General features: G+C 61.6%; 16 protein-coding genes. 4 read left to right on the top strand and 12 right to left on the bottom strand.

The annotated features are described in order from the left end of the window. Positions 1-13 precede the first annotated feature (13 nt). Positions 14-1,063: an SIS domain-containing protein gene (locus tag ACFSR7_RS34140; protein WP_378169097.1), complete on the top strand. Its 1,050-nt coding sequence runs from the start codon at positions 14-16 to the stop codon at positions 1,061-1,063. A gap of 245 nt (positions 1,064-1,308) precedes the next feature. Here ACFSR7_RS34140 and ACFSR7_RS34135 read toward each other — a convergent pair whose 3' ends face one another. The 9 genes from ACFSR7_RS34135 to ACFSR7_RS34095 form a co-directional block, all read right to left on the bottom strand. After that, positions 1,309-2,388, bottom strand: coding sequence for a Gfo/Idh/MocA family protein (locus ACFSR7_RS34135; RefSeq protein WP_378169096.1), 1,080 nt, complete (start codon positions 2,386-2,388; stop codon positions 1,309-1,311). Continuing rightward, a complete protein-coding gene (locus ACFSR7_RS34130; protein WP_378169095.1) occupies positions 2,385-3,305 on the bottom strand; it encodes a helix-turn-helix transcriptional regulator in 921 nt (306 codons plus the stop codon). The genes ACFSR7_RS34135 and ACFSR7_RS34130 overlap by 4 nt, the downstream gene beginning before the upstream one ends. 16 nt (positions 3,306-3,321) lie before the next feature. Further along, on the bottom strand, positions 3,322-4,173 hold the full coding sequence (locus ACFSR7_RS34125; RefSeq protein WP_378169094.1) for a sugar phosphate isomerase/epimerase family protein: 852 nt from the start codon (positions 4,171-4,173) through the stop codon (positions 3,322-3,324). A 30-nt stretch (positions 4,174-4,203) separates the two neighbouring features. Next, positions 4,204-5,385 carry an N-acetylglucosamine-6-phosphate deacetylase gene (locus ACFSR7_RS34120; RefSeq protein WP_378169093.1) on the bottom strand — a complete coding sequence of 394 codons (1,182 nt, stop codon included), beginning with the start codon at positions 5,383-5,385 and terminating at the stop codon, positions 4,204-4,206. Next, entirely contained in the window at positions 5,382-6,161 is a 780-nt protein-coding gene (locus ACFSR7_RS34115; RefSeq protein WP_378169092.1) for a glucosamine-6-phosphate deaminase, read from the bottom strand. The genes ACFSR7_RS34120 and ACFSR7_RS34115 overlap by 4 nt, the downstream gene beginning before the upstream one ends. Then, positions 6,158-7,204, bottom strand: coding sequence for a Gfo/Idh/MocA family protein (locus ACFSR7_RS34110; RefSeq protein WP_378169091.1), 1,047 nt, complete (start codon positions 7,202-7,204; stop codon positions 6,158-6,160). Before ACFSR7_RS34110 ends, ACFSR7_RS34115 begins: the two co-directional genes overlap by 4 nt. A gap of 4 nt (positions 7,205-7,208) precedes the next feature. Beyond that, positions 7,209-8,063, bottom strand: coding sequence for a sugar phosphate isomerase/epimerase family protein (locus ACFSR7_RS34105; protein WP_378169090.1), 855 nt, complete (start codon positions 8,061-8,063; stop codon positions 7,209-7,211). A gap of 178 nt (positions 8,064-8,241) precedes the next feature. Then, a complete protein-coding gene (locus tag ACFSR7_RS34100) occupies positions 8,242-8,439 on the bottom strand; it encodes a DUF4177 domain-containing protein (protein ID WP_282911002.1) in 198 nt (65 codons plus the stop codon). Positions 8,440-8,463: 24 nt separating this feature from the next. Continuing rightward, on the bottom strand, positions 8,464-8,784 hold the full coding sequence (locus ACFSR7_RS34095; RefSeq protein WP_282911003.1) for a hypothetical protein: 321 nt from the start codon (positions 8,782-8,784) through the stop codon (positions 8,464-8,466). A gap of 323 nt (positions 8,785-9,107) precedes the next feature. Here ACFSR7_RS34095 and rpoD point away from each other — a divergent pair, with 323 nt between their 5' ends. Beyond that, positions 9,108-9,998, top strand: coding sequence for an RNA polymerase sigma factor RpoD (gene rpoD / locus ACFSR7_RS34090; RefSeq protein ID WP_378169429.1), 891 nt, complete (start codon positions 9,108-9,110; stop codon positions 9,996-9,998). A gap of 177 nt (positions 9,999-10,175) precedes the next feature. Here the strand turns inward: rpoD and ACFSR7_RS34085 are convergent, their stop codons facing one another. Then, positions 10,176-11,303: a D-alanine--D-alanine ligase gene (locus tag ACFSR7_RS34085; protein ID WP_378169089.1), complete on the bottom strand. Its 1,128-nt coding sequence runs from the start codon at positions 11,301-11,303 to the stop codon at positions 10,176-10,178. Between the two features lie 52 nt (positions 11,304-11,355). Further along, positions 11,356-12,438 carry an amidase domain-containing protein gene (locus ACFSR7_RS34080; protein ID WP_378169088.1) on the bottom strand — a complete coding sequence of 361 codons (1,083 nt, stop codon included), beginning with the start codon at positions 12,436-12,438 and terminating at the stop codon, positions 11,356-11,358. A 367-nt stretch (positions 12,439-12,805) separates the two neighbouring features. Between ACFSR7_RS34080 and acnA the strand changes: the two genes are divergently transcribed. Then, the gene (acnA, locus tag ACFSR7_RS34075) at positions 12,806-15,520 is read left to right on the top strand and encodes an aconitate hydratase AcnA (RefSeq protein WP_378169428.1); all 2,715 of its coding nucleotides are present in this window, start codon (positions 12,806-12,808) and stop codon (positions 15,518-15,520) included. Between the two features lie 126 nt (positions 15,521-15,646). Then, the gene (locus ACFSR7_RS34070) at positions 15,647-16,813 is read left to right on the top strand and encodes a SepM family pheromone-processing serine protease (RefSeq protein ID WP_378169087.1); all 1,167 of its coding nucleotides are present in this window, start codon (positions 15,647-15,649) and stop codon (positions 16,811-16,813) included. Between the two features lie 369 nt (positions 16,814-17,182). Here ACFSR7_RS34070 and ACFSR7_RS34065 read toward each other — a convergent pair whose 3' ends face one another. Continuing rightward, a complete protein-coding gene (locus ACFSR7_RS34065) occupies positions 17,183-17,926 on the bottom strand; it encodes an IclR family transcriptional regulator (RefSeq protein WP_378169086.1) in 744 nt (247 codons plus the stop codon). Positions 17,927-18,293 lie beyond the last annotated feature (367 nt).

The raw sequence follows: 18,293 nt of genomic DNA, 5'->3' as shown, positions 1-18,293 counted from the left end.
GAGGTTCCGTCCCATGAGTCTGACTTACCGGGAGACCCAGCAGCAATACGCGGCATTGCGTCAAACCTATGAATACATGCTGAGCGAGAGAGAACGGATTGAAGCGTTCGTAAAAAGCGTCGCGCCTTCTTCGTTAACCTTTCTCGGCTGCGGCTCCAGCTATTGCCTCTGCGAGTCGGCCGCGTTCTCCGTCCGACTGCGGGCGGGCATGGCGGCGCAGGCGTTCGCCGGCGGCGATATGCTGCTTGGCGGGGAGCGCTACCGCCCCGCATTGTCGGGTACGCTGCTGGTCGCGCCATCCCGGTCGGGCAGCACAACGGAAATCGTGGAGGCCGTCCGGCTGCTGCGCAGTGCGTCGCGCGACCCGCTGCTGGCCGTCTCCTGCGTCGCAGGCTCCCCACTATCCGCCGAAGCCGACTTGGCGCTGGAGCTTCCTTGGGCATTCGACGCCAGCGTCTGCCAGACCCGCACGGTAATCAATCTGTATGCGGCCAACCTGCTGATCGCGGCCTTTCTCGGCGGCGACGAAGCGCTCGTCGCATCGATCGACGCTGCAATCCGGGACGGCGAAGCGTTCATGGCGCGGACCGAGACGGGCATCCGCAAGGCGGCGGGATTCGACTGGACCCAGGCGGTCGTGCTGGCCGACGGCGAGTTGAAGGGCCTGGCGGCGGAGGGCGCGATTGCCTTGACCGAGATCGCGGCCGTGCAAGCCCAGTCGTATCACCTGCTCGATGTCCGCCACGGGCCCATGGTCGTCGTCGGGCCGGGCACGATCGTCATCGCCGCGGTATCCGGCGACGACGGCGGCAAGCGGCACCGGCTCAATCTGCTCCGCGACCTGAAGCGCCGGGGCGCGACCGTGATCGCGTACGCCGACGCGGCGGACGCAGAGATCGAAGCGATCGCGGATTTCGCCGCGTTCACCGGCTTCGCGCTGGATCCTGCTGCGCAGGGCATCCCCTTTCTTTTTCTGCCGCAGATCGCCGCGCTCTCCCGCGCGGAGCGCAAGGGCGTCGACCCCGATCGGCCGGACGGCCTGGTGGCGTGGGTCGAGCTTTGAGATATGCCGGCTCTTGATTCCGGAGCTTCTTCGCCCCTTCCGCCTGCCCACCGCACCAAAGTAGCTCTATCGGGAGCTTCTTGCGGCAACGCGACGGGCGGACGGAGCCATGTAGCTCCAACGGGAGTCTCTTGCGAATATTGCCCCGCTTCCGTAAACGCGAAAAAAACCGCCCTCCGAGCAAATGGTCGCGTACTGCTTCCATTTTCCCGAGGACGGTTTTTTGCCTGCCGCCATGTCTCAAACTACGCGCTGTAAATCAGCGGATTCTGCCGCCTGCACTCCTCCATGACCCACATCTGCTGACGCACCTGCTCCGGCGTGATCTCCAGCGGCACGCCTTCCGTCAGCGAGCGGTGCAGCATCAGGTACAGCTTTTCGGTCATGTAGCCGAACAGGCTCTGCCCCTCTGGCAGCGACATGGACCAGTCGTCGCTGTACCAGGTCAGCTCCTCGTTGCAGTAAGCGGGCAGCCCCGCCGCATTGAACAGCGGTTCCTTCACGAGCTGTTGCACCGGCGCTTCCTCGGGCTTGAAGTACTGCCACTCCAGATGTTCCGGGCTGCCGCGCAGGCCCCCGCTCGTGCCCTGTATATTGAAGGAATCCTGCGGATAAGCGCAGCAGGACGAGATCTCGATATCGATCGTCGGGCGACCCGGTCCACGCATGATCAGCTTGACGTAGTCTTCCGCATCGCCGAACGTATTCGCCCGGTCCATGATGCACGTGATCTGCGGCAGTGCGTCGGTGCCGAACAACTGCAGCGCCTGGTCGACCGGATGCGGACCGGTGTTCATCAGGTTGCCGCCGTTGTTGCTCTGAAGCGTCTGCCAGTCCCAGCGGCGCGCAAAGCCGTTCATGTCGATGCTTACCTGCACGATGCGGCCGAGCACGCCGGAGTCGATCACCTGCCGGATTTGCTGGAAGGCGGGATGGTACCTCGACTGCTGGAAAACGGCGAGCAGCTTGCCCGAACGCTTGGATGCCTCGATCAGCCGATCGACCTCCTCGGGGGATTTCGCCAGCGGTTTTTCGCACAAGACGTTAAAGCCCTTGTTCAGCAGCTCGAGCGTGATCGGAAAATGTTGATGGCTGGGCGACGCGTTGACGATCAGATCGAGCTGCTCGTGGGCAATCATTTCTTCCCAAGTGCCGTAAGCGCGGCAGCCGAACTCTTCTTCGGCAAGCGACCTGCGCTCCGGTATCGAATCGGCGATCGCCGCAATGCGGTACTGCGCGGGAAGCTGTACGAGCAATTTGCCGTGAATATCGCGGCCGCTGCGGCCTTGTCCGATGATGCCGACCTTCAAAGGGGTTCCCGTCATTTGTTCGTCCCTCTTTCTCCAATGGGCTCGGCGGTGCCGCCGAACGTTTTTTTGTATTCCGTAGGCGTGATGCCGGTGCGCTTCTTAAAGGTGCGAATGAAATGGCTCAGATGGTGGTAGCCGACCTGGAACCCGATCTGTGTAACGGTGAGCGACTGGCGCCGGATCAGCTCCTTGGCCCGCTCGATCCGAATCTCGTTCACGTAGTCGATGAACGACTGCCCGGTCACCTGCTTGAACATATGGCTGAAATAAGCCGGCGCCATATTCGCAATATAAGCGCCGTGCTCAAGCGGAATATCCTGGCTGTAGTTGTCGTGGACGTACCGCCGGGCCTCTTCGATCGGTTCCCGTTCGGCAGCGGCGGTCTGCCGACCCGGTTTGCGCCGGACGGCGCGGTATTCGCGATCCGCTGCCATCAGCAGCTTCAAGAGGCTCAGCCGGATGGCGAACTGGTAGCCGACCTCCTTGTGATCGTACTCGTCCTGCATGTCCTGGAGCAGCTGCAGGACGAGCGGCTGCCTTTGCTTGCCGACATGCAGCCAGGAATATGGCGCGGAGGCAAGGCCAGGCGTCAGATATCGCTTAAGCGTATCCTCCATCGGTCCCAGATGACCCTCCAGCAGCTCAGGCAAAAAATCGGCCATGATCAGCTCGAACGTCCGATCCTCAACCGCGCTGATGCTGTGTCCGGTACCGGGCGTAATGATGAACAGGTCTCCCTGGCTGACGGTCAGCGACTTGCCGAGCATCTGGTGGTTGCACATGCCATGGCGGACGTAGGCAATCTGGACATAATCGTGCATGTGGAGGTTCTGCTTGAGATGCGGACTGTCGTAACTGAATATTTTGAAAGGAAAATCCCTGTTCAGCTCATCCCGGCCTTGAAAAAGCGGCATATCCAAGTCTTCGTTCATACGACACCGCCTGTCTTTACGCTGTTGCGATCAGCCTGCGAACCGCTTCTAGGTCATGCTCCAAACGTTCGTACGCCGGAAACGGCGCATGGCACTCCAGCGTCACCCAATCCGAGTAGCCCGTCTCGCGCAGCGCGTCGAACAAGGGCTTGTGGTCGGCCCCGCCCTCGCCTAGCCGGCTCTGCAGAAACAGCTCCCGGCCGTGGCGCGTCGTACTGGCGAACGTCCCCGGCGCGCCGAGCTCCGCGATGCGAAGCTCATCCTTCACATGCACGTGCATCAAATAGCGCCCCAGCTGAAGGACGGAATCGCGTCCATAATCCGTATCGGTAATATACATATTGCCCGCATCGTGAATCATCCCGACGTTGTCGCGTTCGATCATGCCGAGCAGACGCAGGCTGCTGTCCACCGTTTCCACCAGCGAGTCGTTGTGAATCTCCATGAGGACGTTCACTTGGTGCTTCTGCGCTTCCTCGGCGCACAGGTTCATCCAGTAGGCGGCTTTGGCATAGTGATAGTCCTGCGCCTTGAAGGCGTTGGGACCGCCGGGGAAAACGCGGATCATGCGCGTGCCCAGCACGCCGGCGATCTCGAGCAGCCGCTTGAATTCCTCGAAGTAACTCTCCGCCTGGCTGTCGTCGGCATCGGAAAAGCCGCCGATATAGCTGGCCAGCACGGGGATCGGGAGCGCCAGACTGTCGGAAAGCGCCTTGACCTCTTTGACCCTCGTCATGCTGCTGGATGGGGAGATATGAGGCTCCCGTGCCGCGATCTCGATGCCGTCAAGGCCCAGCCGCTTCGCCAGCTGCATCGCTTCCTGAATGCTATGATCGATGAACACCCCGCTGAATGCCGCGAATTTCATTTGCGTTCCCCCAGTTCTCGAATGAAGGGCTTATCGTCCATTCGCTCTTGCCTCGTCCTCGTCCCGATATACGATCTCGCCGGCCTTGCAGGTCTGTTCGATGCGGAGCTTGCCGCCGTCGTGCCGGAACAGCACGATATCCGCCGGAGCGCCTACTGACAACCCCGCCGCAGCAGGCAACTTCATGAATCCCGCCGGCCTGACCGACGCCATCTCCCAAGCGTCCGCCAGGCTCGCGATGCCGCGCTCCGTCATCTGCCGGATGCCCCAGAGCAGCATTTGCGCGGATCCGGCCAGCAGCCGCTCCTGCTCGGCCAGATGAAGCCGGCCTTGCGGCGTCAGAACGACGCGGCCCCCGATGTGCGTCTCGTATTCGCCCGGCGGCATACCGCTCAGGTATACGGCGTCGCTGACCAGTATCGCCTTCGGCCCCTTCACCTTGAGGACGACCTTCAGCACCTGGTCCGGCAGATGAAACCCGTCGGCGATCAGGCAGCTCCACAATTCGTCCTGGGCCAACTGCTCCCAGAGATAGTTCGGATGGCGGGGAAGCATCAGATGGGCGCCGTTGCCGAAGTGCGTCGACATGCGCGCGCCGGCCGCCACCGCTTCCTTGATCTGGTCCGCCGTCGCGGCCGTATGGCCGACGGAGACCGTGACGCCGTTATCCGTGCAGCGGCGGATAAACGCGCTGCTGCCCTTCCATTCGGGCGACAGCGTAACGATCGAGATCCGTCCGCCCGCCGCCTCCTGCCATCTGCAGAACAACTCCCAATCCGGCGCCCTGACGTATTCCAGCGCATGGGCGCCCCTCGCGCCGTCTTCGGGCGAGATGAACGGCCCTTCCAGATGGATGCCCGCAATGCAAGCGGCTGCGTCCGTATCCCGCTCGCAAGCCGCGGCGATGGCCGCGACCTGGGAAGCGATCGTCTCCGGCCCGTTCGTGATGACGGTCGGATAGAACGCGGTCACGCCCTCTCGCCGCAGCTCCCGCGCGACCGTGCCCGGCAGTTCCGGGGATAGCGTCGGCCGGTTGAAGTCATGCCCCGCGAATCCGTTGATCTGCAGATCGACCAAGCCCGGCGCTGCGTACGGCAGCGCATCCCGCTCGGCCGGGTCGGCCTCTGCGGGCGCGATCCGGGCGATTCTGCCCGCTTGGACTTCGATCTCGACAGGCTCTCCCGTGCGATAGTGAAGCGCTTTGAGAATCATCGTTCTTCGACTCCGTACGAATCGAGATCGGCATACAGCGTGCAATCCGGATGCCTTCTCAGAATCGTGGATGGACAAGCCGTCGCGATTCGTTCGCCGAGCGTCCGGCCGACGGCCTCCCGCTTGGTGGGGCCAGGCACGACGCAGAACAAATGAGCGCCGGAGAACAGCGCCGGCACCGTCAGCGTCAGCGCATGGGTCGGCACGACGTCCATCTCCGGAAAGCAGCCGTCGTTCACCTGCTGCCGCCTGCAAGCCTCGTCGAGCTCGACCGGCTTGACCAGCAGCGAATCGTCGAAGTCGGCGACCGGCGGATCGTTGAACGCGATATGCCCATTCTCGCCGATGCCGAGACAGACGATATCGATCGGCGCCTCCGCCAGCAGCGCCGCGTACCGGCTGCACTCCGCCTCGCCGTTCGCGCTGTCGATCAGGTGGACCGTGCCCGGCTTTACCCGATCGAACAGCCTGCTCTGCAGGTAACGTCCGAAGGCTTGTGGAGCGCCCGGAGGCAGTCCCAGATATTCGTCCATATGAAAAGCGACGATCCGCGACCAGTCGATCTCCGGATCGTCTGCCAGCGCATCCAGCATTTCGTTCTGCGAAGGGGCCGCCGCGAAAATCATGCGAATGCTTCCCTTATCGCGGAGCAGCTCTTTGATCTTCGCCGCGGCGTCCGCCCCCGCTGCCGCGCCCAGTTCGCCGCGGTTCCCATACACCCGCACTTTCAAAGCGTCGGCCTTCAATGTTTTGACCGGCTGCTGCAAATTCGTCATTCGGAACGTTCCTCCTCTTGTTGGTTCCCGATCGCAATCTCCGCCCGGCGGCTCGCGCTCTCGTAGATCGCTTCGACCAGCCTGACCGCCCTCCAGCCGTCCTCGCCCGAGCTAAGCGGTTCGATGCCCGTCTCGATGGCCGCGATCACGTCGAGGAATTGACTCTGGTGAAATTCGGCGACGATGCTCTTCGGATCGGTCACGCCGCCGTACGCTTGCTCCTGCGCCCAGTTCGGCTGCTCCCAGCCTGGCACGCTCCAGCGCACGATCGAACTGCCCTCGAGCTTGATCGTTCCCTGCTCGCCATAGAGCGTGATCGTCGCGGGATAACCGGGCTGGACGCTGGTCGAAGCCATGACCGTGCCGTAGGCGCCGCTCTCGAACTGCACAATGGCCAGTCCCAGATCCTCGGCCTCCATGCGGTGCGTAAGCGTGGCCGTTTTGCCGAACACCGTGCGCGCATCCCCCGCGAACCACAGCAGCAGGTCCAGCCCGTGTATGCCCTGATTCATGAGCGCCCCGCCATCCTCCGCGATCGTCCCGCGCCATTCGGCGCTGTCGTAATAAGTCTGGCTGCGGTAAAAGGGGAGCGCCATCTCCGCAAGCAGCAGCCGGCCGAGCGCGCCTTCGTCCAGCACCCGCTTGATGAGCTGGTTGTTCGCCTCGAATCTGCGCTGGGCGATCGACGAGAGGACGAGCCCCCGCGCTCTGGCCGTATCCGCCATTCGCCGCGCGTCCCGCGCGTTCATGGCCATCGGCTTTTCTACGATGAGGTGCTTGCCCGCGTTAAGTACGTCGAGCCCGACGGACGCATGGCTGCCGCTTGAGGTCGTCACGCAGACGATATCGATATCCTCGCGCCTCAGCAGGTCCCGGTAGTCGGCGACCCAGTCGCAGCCTTCCCGCTCCGCGAACGTTCTCGCCCGGCTCTCGGTCCGGCTGGAGACGGCGACAAGCCTTGCTTCCTCGATCTGACCGATCGCCTCGGCGTGCCGCTCCGCGACGTCGCCGCATCCGATAAGGCCGAATCTCCATTGCGCCATCCGCCTATACCTCCTTTGCGAGCGCGCGCAGCGCATCCAGCGTCATCCGGGTCCCGGTCATAAGGCTGCCGTCTCTGGGCACATAATGCGTCTCGATGGTAAAAAGCCCCTCATAACCATCTGCCGCAAGCGCTCTCAACTGCGCGATGACCGGCACGTCTCCGGAGCCGAGCGGCACGCACCGCGCCTTGCCGTCCGGTCCGAAGCATGCGTCCTTGAGATGAACATGGGCCGCATAAGGCTTGATGGTCTCGTAGCCAAGCGGGTACGCCTCCTTGCCCGCATGCGCTTCGTTGCCGGGATCCCATAACGCGCGCAGTGCCGGAGAATCCACCGTACGCACAAGCTCCGCGACTTCTCGCGCCGAACCGCCGTTGCACGAGGCCTCGTTTTCCAACAGCAGCTCGACGCCCTCGCTCCGCGCAATATCTGCCGCTCGACGCAAATGTCCGGCGATCTCCTCCGCATACCGCTCGGGTTCCCGCTCGCGCCAGAAGGAGAAAATCCGGATCCGCTTCGTCCCCATCAGCTTCGCCAGCTCGATGACGCGCGCCAGCTTCGCGAAGTGGGCGTCCACGCTCTCTTCGTCCTGACCGAACGTATCTCCCGATGCGACCGGCCTCTCCGGATCCAGCGCGCACTTGAACACCGGCGAGGCGATCGCGGAGATGTACAATCCCCTCGTTTCCGCCTGACGGCGAACCTCCGTTGCCTCCGCGTCGCTCAGGCTCGCGGCATTCCGCCCATCGACGACGCGCACCTCCACGTGCGACAGCCCCTGCTCCGCCGCCCAGTCCAGCGCTTCCTCGTAGCGGTCGGACACTTCATCCGTCAGCACGCCCAATCTGCTTGTGAACACTCGCTCCGCTCCCTTCGCTTGACGCTTTCTTCCTCTACTATAGCAACTTCGTCCGGAAAGAAGTTGACGTATTTTGCGAAGGATTTTTACATTTTTTAAGGATACAAAAAGCCCCCGGCCTTAGCCGAGGGCAGCATGCGTATGTAAGTCGAGCGGGACTGCCGCTCTATGTTCGCTTCTATAATTGGCGCTTGAAGACGACGATAATGTCCCGGGATGCGCCTTGACCCTGGCTCGTGTCGAAGCAGGACACCAGCTCCCAGCCTTCGTAGCCGTAGCGGTTAAGCTCATCCTGGAACTCCTGCTCGTCCACCTTGCCGCCTAGCCAGCCGCCGGTCTTGTATTTCAACGTGCAGTATTCCCACTTCGGCCCCATCGCGATTCTCCTCCCGGTCTGCGCCTAGGCTTGCTGCTCCCCGAAAAACATCTCGTGCGCGAGCGCGGTCTGCACGCGCGACTCCTCATCCGTGAGCTTGCGGATCAGCTCCATCTCGACCTGCGTCACTTCTTCGCCCTGGAAGTTGATCTCGGCGATCGAAGCGACGATGCGGACGATGGCGACCGCCCGGTTGTCCGGCGCGTACGCGATAACCTTCTGTCCCGTAGGGAAGACGCGGAACTGCTTCTTGACCATCTTGCCCCGTCCGTATTCGAGCAGCTCGTACAGCTCTTGCTCGGACTTGAATTTGCACACCGAATTGAATTCCGTCTGGAATCCCATCTGCATCCCTCCGACCCTTGGACTCTTGCTGCTATTATAAACCGTAGACCGCTTGCAATGAAAGTAACGGCGCCCGAAACCAACCAAAAAGGACCGGCACCCGGCTCGTCCGAAAACGAAGCGCAAGGTCCGGTCCAAATTTATTTAAAGTACTTGTTGTATAAATGCCTACTTGGTGATATAATGAGAAATGGTACTTATCAGACATCCAAAGCATAAACTTCCTACTTCAGGATAGCACATACTTCATCGGATGTCAATTCCCGTTATTCTATACCGTTCCGCCCCAGCACTTTTACCGGATGGAGGGATGCGCTTTGACGATGGATACCGATTCTCCCGTTGTCGACTTTATGGACGACGATCTGAAGGTGCCCGCGGGCATTCGGATGGACGACCCGGTCCGCATGTATCTGAAGGAGATCGGCCGCGTGCCTCTGCTCACGGCCGATGAAGAAATCGCGCTCGCTCATCGGATCGAGGAAGGCGACGAGACAGCCAAGCAGCGTCTGGCCGAAGCCAATCTTCGGCTGGTCGTCAGCATAGCACGACGGTATGTCGGACGCGGCATGCTGTTCCTGGACTTGATTCAGGAGGGCAACATGGGCCTGATTAAGGCCGTCGAGAAGTTCGATTACCGCAAAGGCTTCCGTTTCAGCACGTACGCCACGTGGTGGATCCGCCAGGCGATCACCCGCAGCATCGCGGACCACGCCCGCACGATCCGGATCCCCGTTCATATGGTCGAGACGATCAACAAGCTGGTGCGCATCTCCCGGCAGCTTCTGCAGGAGCTCGGCCGCGAGCCGGCCCCCGAAGAGATCGCACAGGCGATGGACATTACGGTCGACAAGGTCCGCGAGATCATGAAGATCTCGCAGGAGCCCGTGTCGCTCGAGATGCCGATCGGCGAGGAGAACGATTCCCGGCTCGGCGAGTTCATCGAAGATCAGGATGCGCCGGAGCCCGCGGACGCCGCGGCGTTCGAGCTGATGCGCGAGCAGCTCGAGGACGTGCTCGATACGCTCACCGAGCGCGAAGAGAGCGTGCTGCGCCTCCGGTTCGGCCTCGACGACGGCCATACGCGGACGCTTGAAGAAGTCGGCAAGGCGTTCGGCGTCACCCGCGAACGGATCCGGCAGATCGAAGCCAAGGCGCTGCGCAAGCTGCGCCATCCGAGCCGCAGCCGCAGGCTGAAGGATTTCCTGGACTGAGACTTAGACCCAAAAAGCACCGCCGTCAACGATGACGGCGGTGCTTTTTGGTTTGGGGGCTTGTGCTGTTCGTTCGCGGCAGGCCACTCTTCTCGATTAGGGCACTGGCCGTCGCCGTAATTGCACGGTTTTTCCCGCTAACTCGCTCCGATGGCCTGTATGACAGGAGCTTCCCGATCAGCCGCCGTAATCGATCAGCTGCTTCTCGGCATGACGGGCGAGCGCCAGCTCGATCAGCGTGTCCAACAGCTCGCGGTAGGAGACGCCCGTCTCCTGCCAGAGAAGGGGATACATGCTGAAAGGCGTGAAGCCCGGCAGCGTGTTAACCTCGTTAATCAACAGCGCGCCGTCGCTCTTGCGCAGGAAAAAGTCGGCGCGGCACAGCCCCGAGCCGTCAATCGCCAGAAAAGCGCGGACCGCCATCTCGCGGACCGCCTGCGCGGACTCGTCAGGGATCTCCGCCGGAATGATCATCGCGGATTTGCCGTCGATATATTTGGCTTTATAATCGTAGAATTCATTGGAGCTGACGATCTCGCCGGCGACCGATGCCCGCGGCTCGTCGTTGCCGAGGACGGCGACCTCGATCTCCCGCGCGTCGACGAACTCCTCCACGATCACCTTGCGATCGTATCGCAACGCTTCTTCGACGGCAGCGGCCAGCTCCTCGCGATTGCGCGCTTTGGATACGCCGACGCTGGAGCCGAGGTTCGCGGGCTTCACGAAACTCGGATAGCCGATATCCTGCCCGATGCCGTCGAGGAGCGCCTCCCGCTCTTTATTCCAGTGAAACCGCGTAAACGCTCGATACCCGACCTGCGGCAATCCCGCCGCGGCAAACATCGTTTTCATCGCCGCTTTGTCCATGCCGACCGAAGATGCGAGCACGCCCGCACCGACATAGGGCAGGTTCGCCATCTCGAACAAGCCTTGGATCGTCCCGTCCTCGCCGAAGGTGCCGTGCAGCAGCGGGAACACGACGTCCACCGAGCCGATGCCCTCGTGGCTGCCGGCTTCGGCTACAGCCGTTTCCGCCATGCCTTGCATCAGAGGAATGAGCGACGAACCGCTCTCTCCCGCTTCGCCGGTACGCTCGAATTGCAGCTCCGCAACGGCCGCGGGCGGCGCAGCAAGCAGCGAACCCGAACGCCATATGCCTTCCTTCGTTATATAGTAAGGAATAAGTTCGTATTTGTCGTAATCGAATGCCTTCAGAACCGCCAGCGCGGTCTGAAGCGATACTTCATGCTCGCCCGAGCGGCCGCCGTAGACGAGCCCGACGCGAATCTTCTGTCCAGTTCCCATTGTCAGCTTGACCTCCGCCTTGTTCGACTGCCTTGTATAATCGCCCTGCAGATCAAAAAATCGCCTCGATATGATAAAAACGATACCGGGTGTTCTCCGTCCAGGCGTAGGAATCGCGATAGTCCCAGTATCTGTGCCTGCTGGGCACGGTGTTGGCGTTGACCAGCGGCATGCCGTCGCCGTCGGCCGCCGTCACGATCGTATTGTGCCTGAATTGGCCGTTGCCGTCCCAATCGTAGCAAATGACGTCGCCCGGCGACAACTGCTCGGGTCGCTCGACGCGCAAAGCCCGCAGCCCGGCCGGCCTCGGCTGACTCAAAAAATGCTGCAGGCTGTTCGCGACCGCCCAGCTGTAGCTCCAGCGTTCCTGGCCGCCCGACAACCCGTGGTACCACCAGCCCGATTCTCTTTTCCCAGTATAGTTCATGGGCGCGCCCCCTGCAAAGAGACACTGGGAGACGTAATTGGTGCAATTTACCTCGAAAAGCTCGTACGCCGGATTCGCCTTATCCCACCATGCCTCGGCATACGCGACCACAGCTTCCCGGTCGTAAGGCCCGCTGCGCGCAGGCGTTCCCCCGTAGGGATTGGCCCAAGGTGCGGCCTGAACGCCGCCGCTCGCGATCCCTTGCCAGGCGCCATAACCGTCCCGTGCCGGGATAAAAGGAACGGACGGAGCCACCGGCCATTCGCTGGCCGCGCCAAACGCCCCCTCTGCGCCGGATCCCAGCAGCGCGGCGGACGACCGCTCGTCGCCCAGCGGCTCCGCGCGGTCCAGCCGCCACTCGCCGCCGAAGGGCACGAGCCGGATGCGCTCGCGCTCGATCCGCTCTTCGGCATAGGCTGCCGCACCGGTGCCGCAAGCTCTTGCGATCTGCAGCTGCAGATCGACATAGGCTTCTTTTTCCCCGGCGCTCCAACGCAGGACGCGAGCGCGGATCTCGCCTCTCCGGGGCCGGGCCGCCGATGCGGCGTCCCGCCGCCGAAGCGCGCGCGTCCGGCGCTGCAGCCGCCAACGGTGTGCCTCGTCGCCGACCTGCGCCAGCGCCTCTGGCGAACGGTTCAGATCCGCCTCGTTCACCGCATTCACATATTCAACCAGCGCCTTCTTTATCCGTTCGTCCAATTCCGGCACCGGACATCCCTCCCGTACGGCACAGATTGCATCCGTTCAAATGTATGCCGGCCGCGGCGTTTCCATGCTTGCGGATGACCGATGCGATGCCGGCCAACGCACTCCCGCACCTCTTCTTTGCACGCTTCCTCCGCGGATGATCCCCTTCGTTTGCGGCATGCTAAACCTCATGCAAACATCGGCCGTTTTTCCCCTCATTGGTAACAAAGTAGACACAATCTCTCTTTACTGCGCGCCGGGATAACGCTATAATAATGAGGAAGGTTCAATTTTGAAATCGGGTTTCACAGAATGAAACGTAAACGAGAATGCTTCTCATCCTCGCGCCGCTTTATCTGGAATCCGTGCAATCTTATCTAGGAGGCCGATTATTTTGTCTACCCTTCCGTACAACGTACAGGCCGACCTGCAGGCAGCGGGCAACTCGTATCGCTACTACAACCTGCAAGGTTTGGAAGAGCAAGGTCTGGGCCCCGTGTCCAAGCTGCCTTTCTCGATGAAAGTCCTGCTTGAAGCCGCCATCCGCCAATTCGACGGACGCGCCATCACGCTGGAGCACGTCAAGCAAATCGCCAACTGGGCGAACGGCCGCGAAGATAAGGAAGTTCCATTTATCCCCGCCCGCATCGTGCTGCAAGACTTCACCGGCGTACCGGTCGTCGTCGATCTCGCCGCGATGCGCGAGACCGTGAAGCAAGCAGGCGGCGACCCGAAGCGCATCAACCCGCTCGTGCCCGTCGATCTGGTCATCGACCACTCCGTCATGGTCGACGCATTCGGCACCGCGGACGCGCTGCAGACCAACATGGACCTCGAATTCGAGCGCAACGAAGAGCGTTATCGCTTCCTGCGTTGGGCACAGACCGCATTCGACAACTTCAGAGCCGTTCCTCCGGCTACCGGCATCGTCCACCAGGTCAACCTGGAGTACCTGGCATCCGTTGCAGCTACCAAGACCAAAGACGGCGTCATCGAAGTGTATCCGGATTCGCTCGTGGGCACGGACTCCCACACGACGATGATCAACGGTCTCGGCGTTGTGGGCTGGGGCGTCGGCGGCATCGAAGCCGAAGCCGGCATGCTCGGCCAGCCGCTGTACTTCGTCATGCCTGAAGTCATCGGGTTCCGCCTGACCGGCAGCCTGGCCGAAGGCGCTACGGCGACCGACCTCGCGCTGACCGTCACTCAGATCCTGCGGAAGAAGGGCGTCGTCGGCAAGTTCGTCGAGTTCTTCGGTCCGGGCCTGTCCAACATCAGCCTGGCCGACCGCGCGACGGTCGCCAACATGGCGCCGGAATACGGCGCGACGATCGGCATCTTCCCGGTCGACAGCGAGACGCTGAACTACCTGCGCCTCACCGGCCGCGACGAGAAGCAAATCGAGCTTGTCGAAGCCTACTACAAAGCGCAAGGCATGTTCCGTACCAACGACACGCCGGATCCGACGTTCACGGACGTCATCGAGCTTGACCTTTCCACCATCGTGCCAAGCCTTGCAGGTCCGAAGCGTCCGCAAGACCGCGTCGAGCTGACGGCGATGAAGGAAGAGTTCAACAACATCATCCGCACGCCGATCGACAAGGGCGGCTACGGCCTCTCCGACGAGAAGATCGCGCAGACCGCACCGGTCAAGCACCGCAACGGCCAGGCGAGCACGCTTACGACGGGCGCCGTCGTCATCGCGGCGATCACGAGCTGCACGAACACGTCCAACCCGAGCGTTATGATCGGCGCCGGTCTCGTCGCAAAGAAAGCCGTCGAGCGCGGCTTGACGAAGCCTGCTTACGTCAAGAGCTCGCTGACCCCGGGTTCGCTCGTCGTTACCGACTACCTGGTGAAGGCCGGCGTGCTTCCTTACCTGGAGAAGCTCGGCTTCTACGTCGCCGGCTACGGCTGCGCAACCTGTATCGGCAACTCCGGTCCGCTGCCTGACGAAGTCAGCCAAGCGATCGCGGACAACGACATGACCGTCGCCGCAGTCCTCTCGGGCAACCGGAACTTCGAAGGCCGCGTGCACGCGCAGGTCAAGGCGAACTATCTCGCTTCGCCGCCGCTCGTTATCGCATACGCGCTGGCCGGCACGGTCAACATCGACCTTGCGAACGATCCGATCGGCTACGACCCGAACAACGTGCCGGTCTACCTGAAGGATATCTGGCCGACCAACGAAGAGATCCAGCAAGCTGTCTCCGCGTCGCTCGATCCGGAGATGTTCCGCAAGAAGTTCGAGAACGTCTTTACGCAAAATGAGCAGTGGAACAAGATCCCTGTGCCGGAAGGCGAGCTGTACGAGTGGGACGACAAGTCGACCTACATCGCCAACCCGCCGTTCTTCACCGACCTGGGCGACCAACCGGGCGACATCGGCGACATCAAGCGCGCCAACGTCCTGGCGCTGCTCAGCGATTCGGTCACGACGGACCATATCTCTCCTGCGGGCAACATTAAGGTCGACAGCCCTGCCGGCGAGTATCTGATCAAGCACGGCGTCGACAAGAAGGACTTCAACTCGTACGGCTCCCGTCGCGGCAACCACGAGGTCATGATGCGCGGCACGTTCGCCAACATCCGGATCCGCAACCAAGTCGCTCCGGGCACCGAAGGCGGCGTTACGACGTATCTGCCGACCGGCGAAGTCATGTCGATCTACGACGCATCGATGAAGTACCAGAAGAACAAGACAAACCTCGTCGTCATCGCCGGCAAGGAATACGGCACAGGCTCCTCGCGCGACTGGGCGGCCAAGGGCACGTTCCTGCTGGGCGTCAAGGCGGTCATCGCCGAGAGCTTCGAGCGTATTCATCGTTCGAACCTTGTAGGCATGGGCGTGCTGCCGCTGCAGTTCCAACCGGGTAACGGCTGGAAAACGCTCGGCATCAGCGGCCACGAGAAGTTCGACATCGAGGGCCTTTCGAACGACGTACAGCCGGGCCAGACGGTTACCGTTACCGCGACGCGCGAAGACGGCACCACGTTCTCTTTCCCTGCCATCGTCCGTCTCGACTCGATGGTCGACGTCGACTACTACCGCAACAGCGGCATCCTGCAGACCGTTCTGCGGCAGATGATCGCGAACCAATAATTCGTATCCTACCCAGCCGTATCCCGGGGTCGCTCCCGGCGATGCGGCTTTTTTATGCAGCAACGGCGGGCAAGCTTTGTTAGGTTTGGGAAACGGGATAGGGATGCGCTATAATGAGGGACGGAGGTGACGATCGCATTGACAACCGAGAATAAAGGTTTTATCCGGCGTTACAGACCGGCGATCATCCTCGCGGCGCTCATCGTCGTCGTGATCGTCGCCAGCAACTGGTCCCTGCCGTATGTGCTGTACGGACCGGGTTCGGCAGAGCCCGTACATCCGCGCGTCGAGACGGACCACAAGGTCGTTCAGAAAGGCGAGCTGCTTTTCACGACCGTATCGTCCTACTCCAAACCGAACGTTTTCTCCATCATATACGCCTGGCTGAATCCGAAAATGGACATTCAGTCACAAGCAACGGCAACGGGCGGCACGGTCAGCCTTAGCGCCTACCGCAACCTGATGGCCTGGATGAGAGACAGCTCCGAGGCCAATGCCCTGCTCGCGGCCTATACGGCGATGGACAAGAAGATCGATGTGAAGGAGCAAGGCATCATCGTCAATTCGTTCATCAAGGAAACCAAGGCGCGGGAGCACGGTCTGCAGGAGGGGGATATCATCACCTCGGTGGACGGCGTCAAAGCGAACAACGCGGAGGAGCTCAGCAAATACCTCTCTTCCAAAAAGGCGGGGGATACGGTCAAGCTGACGGGTACCCGCGGAGGGAAGGCTTTTACCGCGAACGTGCCGCTCATCGAGATGCCGGGCACGGGCAAGCCTGGCGTCGGCTTCACCAACCAGACCGTGCTCAAGGTAACCCCGCCGGACAAGGTCAAGTTCGACTTCGAGGATACGGGCGGCCCTTCCGCCGGTCTGATGATGACCCTGGAGATCATCTCCCAGCTGCAGGACAAGGACCTGACCAAGGGCTATCGCATTGCCGGCACGGGGACGATCGCGGCCGACGGCAGCGTCGGACTGATCGGCGGCATTCAGTACAAGCTCATGGCGGCTGACCGGGAAAAAGTGGACTACTTCCTCGTCCCGTACACCCGCGTAGCCGCCGACCATTGGCAGGACAACGAAAAAATCGCGCCGAAGGACGCGATCAACGCCGTGCTTAACGGCTTCGGCAACTGGAGTCTCGCGCAGCAAACGGTCGCCGACCTCAAGCTGAAGCCGAAGCTCGTGCCCGTCGCCTCGCTGCAGGACGCGCTGGATTTCCTGAACAGCCTCGAGCCGAAAAAAGACGAGAGCGCAGCGAGCCCGTCGCCTAGCGCCAAAGCTTCATGAAGTTAAAAAAGAGCCTTGATTGCCGGTTGAAGCGGCGAGCAAGGCTCTTTCTTATGCGTGAACACGAGATCCGCTATTTATGCTTGGATCGCTTTTTGCCTCGCTTACGGACACAGCGTCCGTAATTAGCCGAATTTCCGACAGCTTCGGTCCCGACTCCGCCAAATAGCGTCCTCCGGTCCGAAACCATCGTCGATGGGTCGCCTTTTCGCAAAATAGCGTCTTCTGTGTCTGCCGCCGCTTCGTACCTCCAACTAGCAGAATCCGAGCGGAGCGGCTGAGCGGCAGCGTTCCCGTATGCGGCGCGGACTGACAATCGCGATAGACGGCCAATCGAGCCGCAAACTCAGCGGTGAGCGCGAGCAGCCGCTAGTCGAGCAGCGCTCCCATACGCGTAGCTGCGCCAATGATCGCGGGTGCGCGCTCCTCCATGACGTCCGGCGTCAGCCTGTTGGAAGGGCCCGAGACGGAGAGCGCAGCGAACAGCTTGCCCGTACGGCTGAAGATCGGAGCCGCCAAGGCGGCAGCGCCCGGCTCCCGCTCCTCGAAGCTGGTCGCGTAGCCGGCGGCCATGACCTCGTCCAGCTGCTTCGCGTAGGACGGCCCACGCAGCCCCGCGGGCCAAGCCGGATCGCCGAGCAACGCCTCGCGCGTATTGCTCTCCTCGAACGCAAGCAGCACCTTGCTGGAGGCGCCTACGGACAGCGGCAGACGGATGCCGACCTGCGCGACCCGGCGGATTGCCTGCCTGCTCTGCACCGCCTGGATCCGCACCCGCTCGAGACGGTCGCGAATATAGAGGCTCACCGTCTCTCCCATCTGATCCCGCAGCTTCTCCATCTCGCCGATAAGCATGACCGTCGGATCGTCCGAACGCGCGTAATGCGCGGACAACTCCAGGACGCGCAGCCCGAGCCTGTATTTTTCCGTCGCGTCGTCCCGAATGACGAAGCCCTTCTCCTCGAGCGTCGCGAGCAGCCGATGCACGGTGCTCTTGTGCAGCCCGCACTTCGCCGCCAGCTCCGTCAGGCTCCACTCGCTCCCTGTCGTGAAGACGAGCAGGATGTCGAGCGCGCGTTCGACGGCGCGCACGGTTTTCTTTTCCTCTTCCAACGGGTCCACCTCCGTTTCACCACATGAAACCCTGTTACACCCAGTATATCTCAACGGGACCGATCGGGGAAATTAATAATTCTTTTATCTCTTTTTAGCCTTATTACCGCAAGAAACAGGAACAAGCATTCTCGTTCTTCTCTTATCTCTCTTTCCTCTTCTTTGCCATTGTGGTCATCATGTGGTCAATGTGGTCAAAATACAGGCGCCAAGCGAGCGCAGAATGGATGATGAAAATGGAGTCATTGCAGAAACACATTGAGGGAATCGTCGAGCGGAGCCGTGGAGGATCGTATGGTCTCCCGGCGTGGCGTATGCCGGAGCTGCCGACCGAGCTGGCCGCCGAGGTAAACGAATGGTACGGGAT

The sequence above is a fragment of the Cohnella sp. GCM10020058 genome (assembly GCF_042683485.1).
GTDB lineage: Bacteria > Bacillota > Bacilli > Paenibacillales > Paenibacillaceae > Cohnella.
The sequence above is the reverse complement of the archived record's forward strand: the minus strand, read 5'-3'. Positions and strand labels throughout refer to the sequence as shown.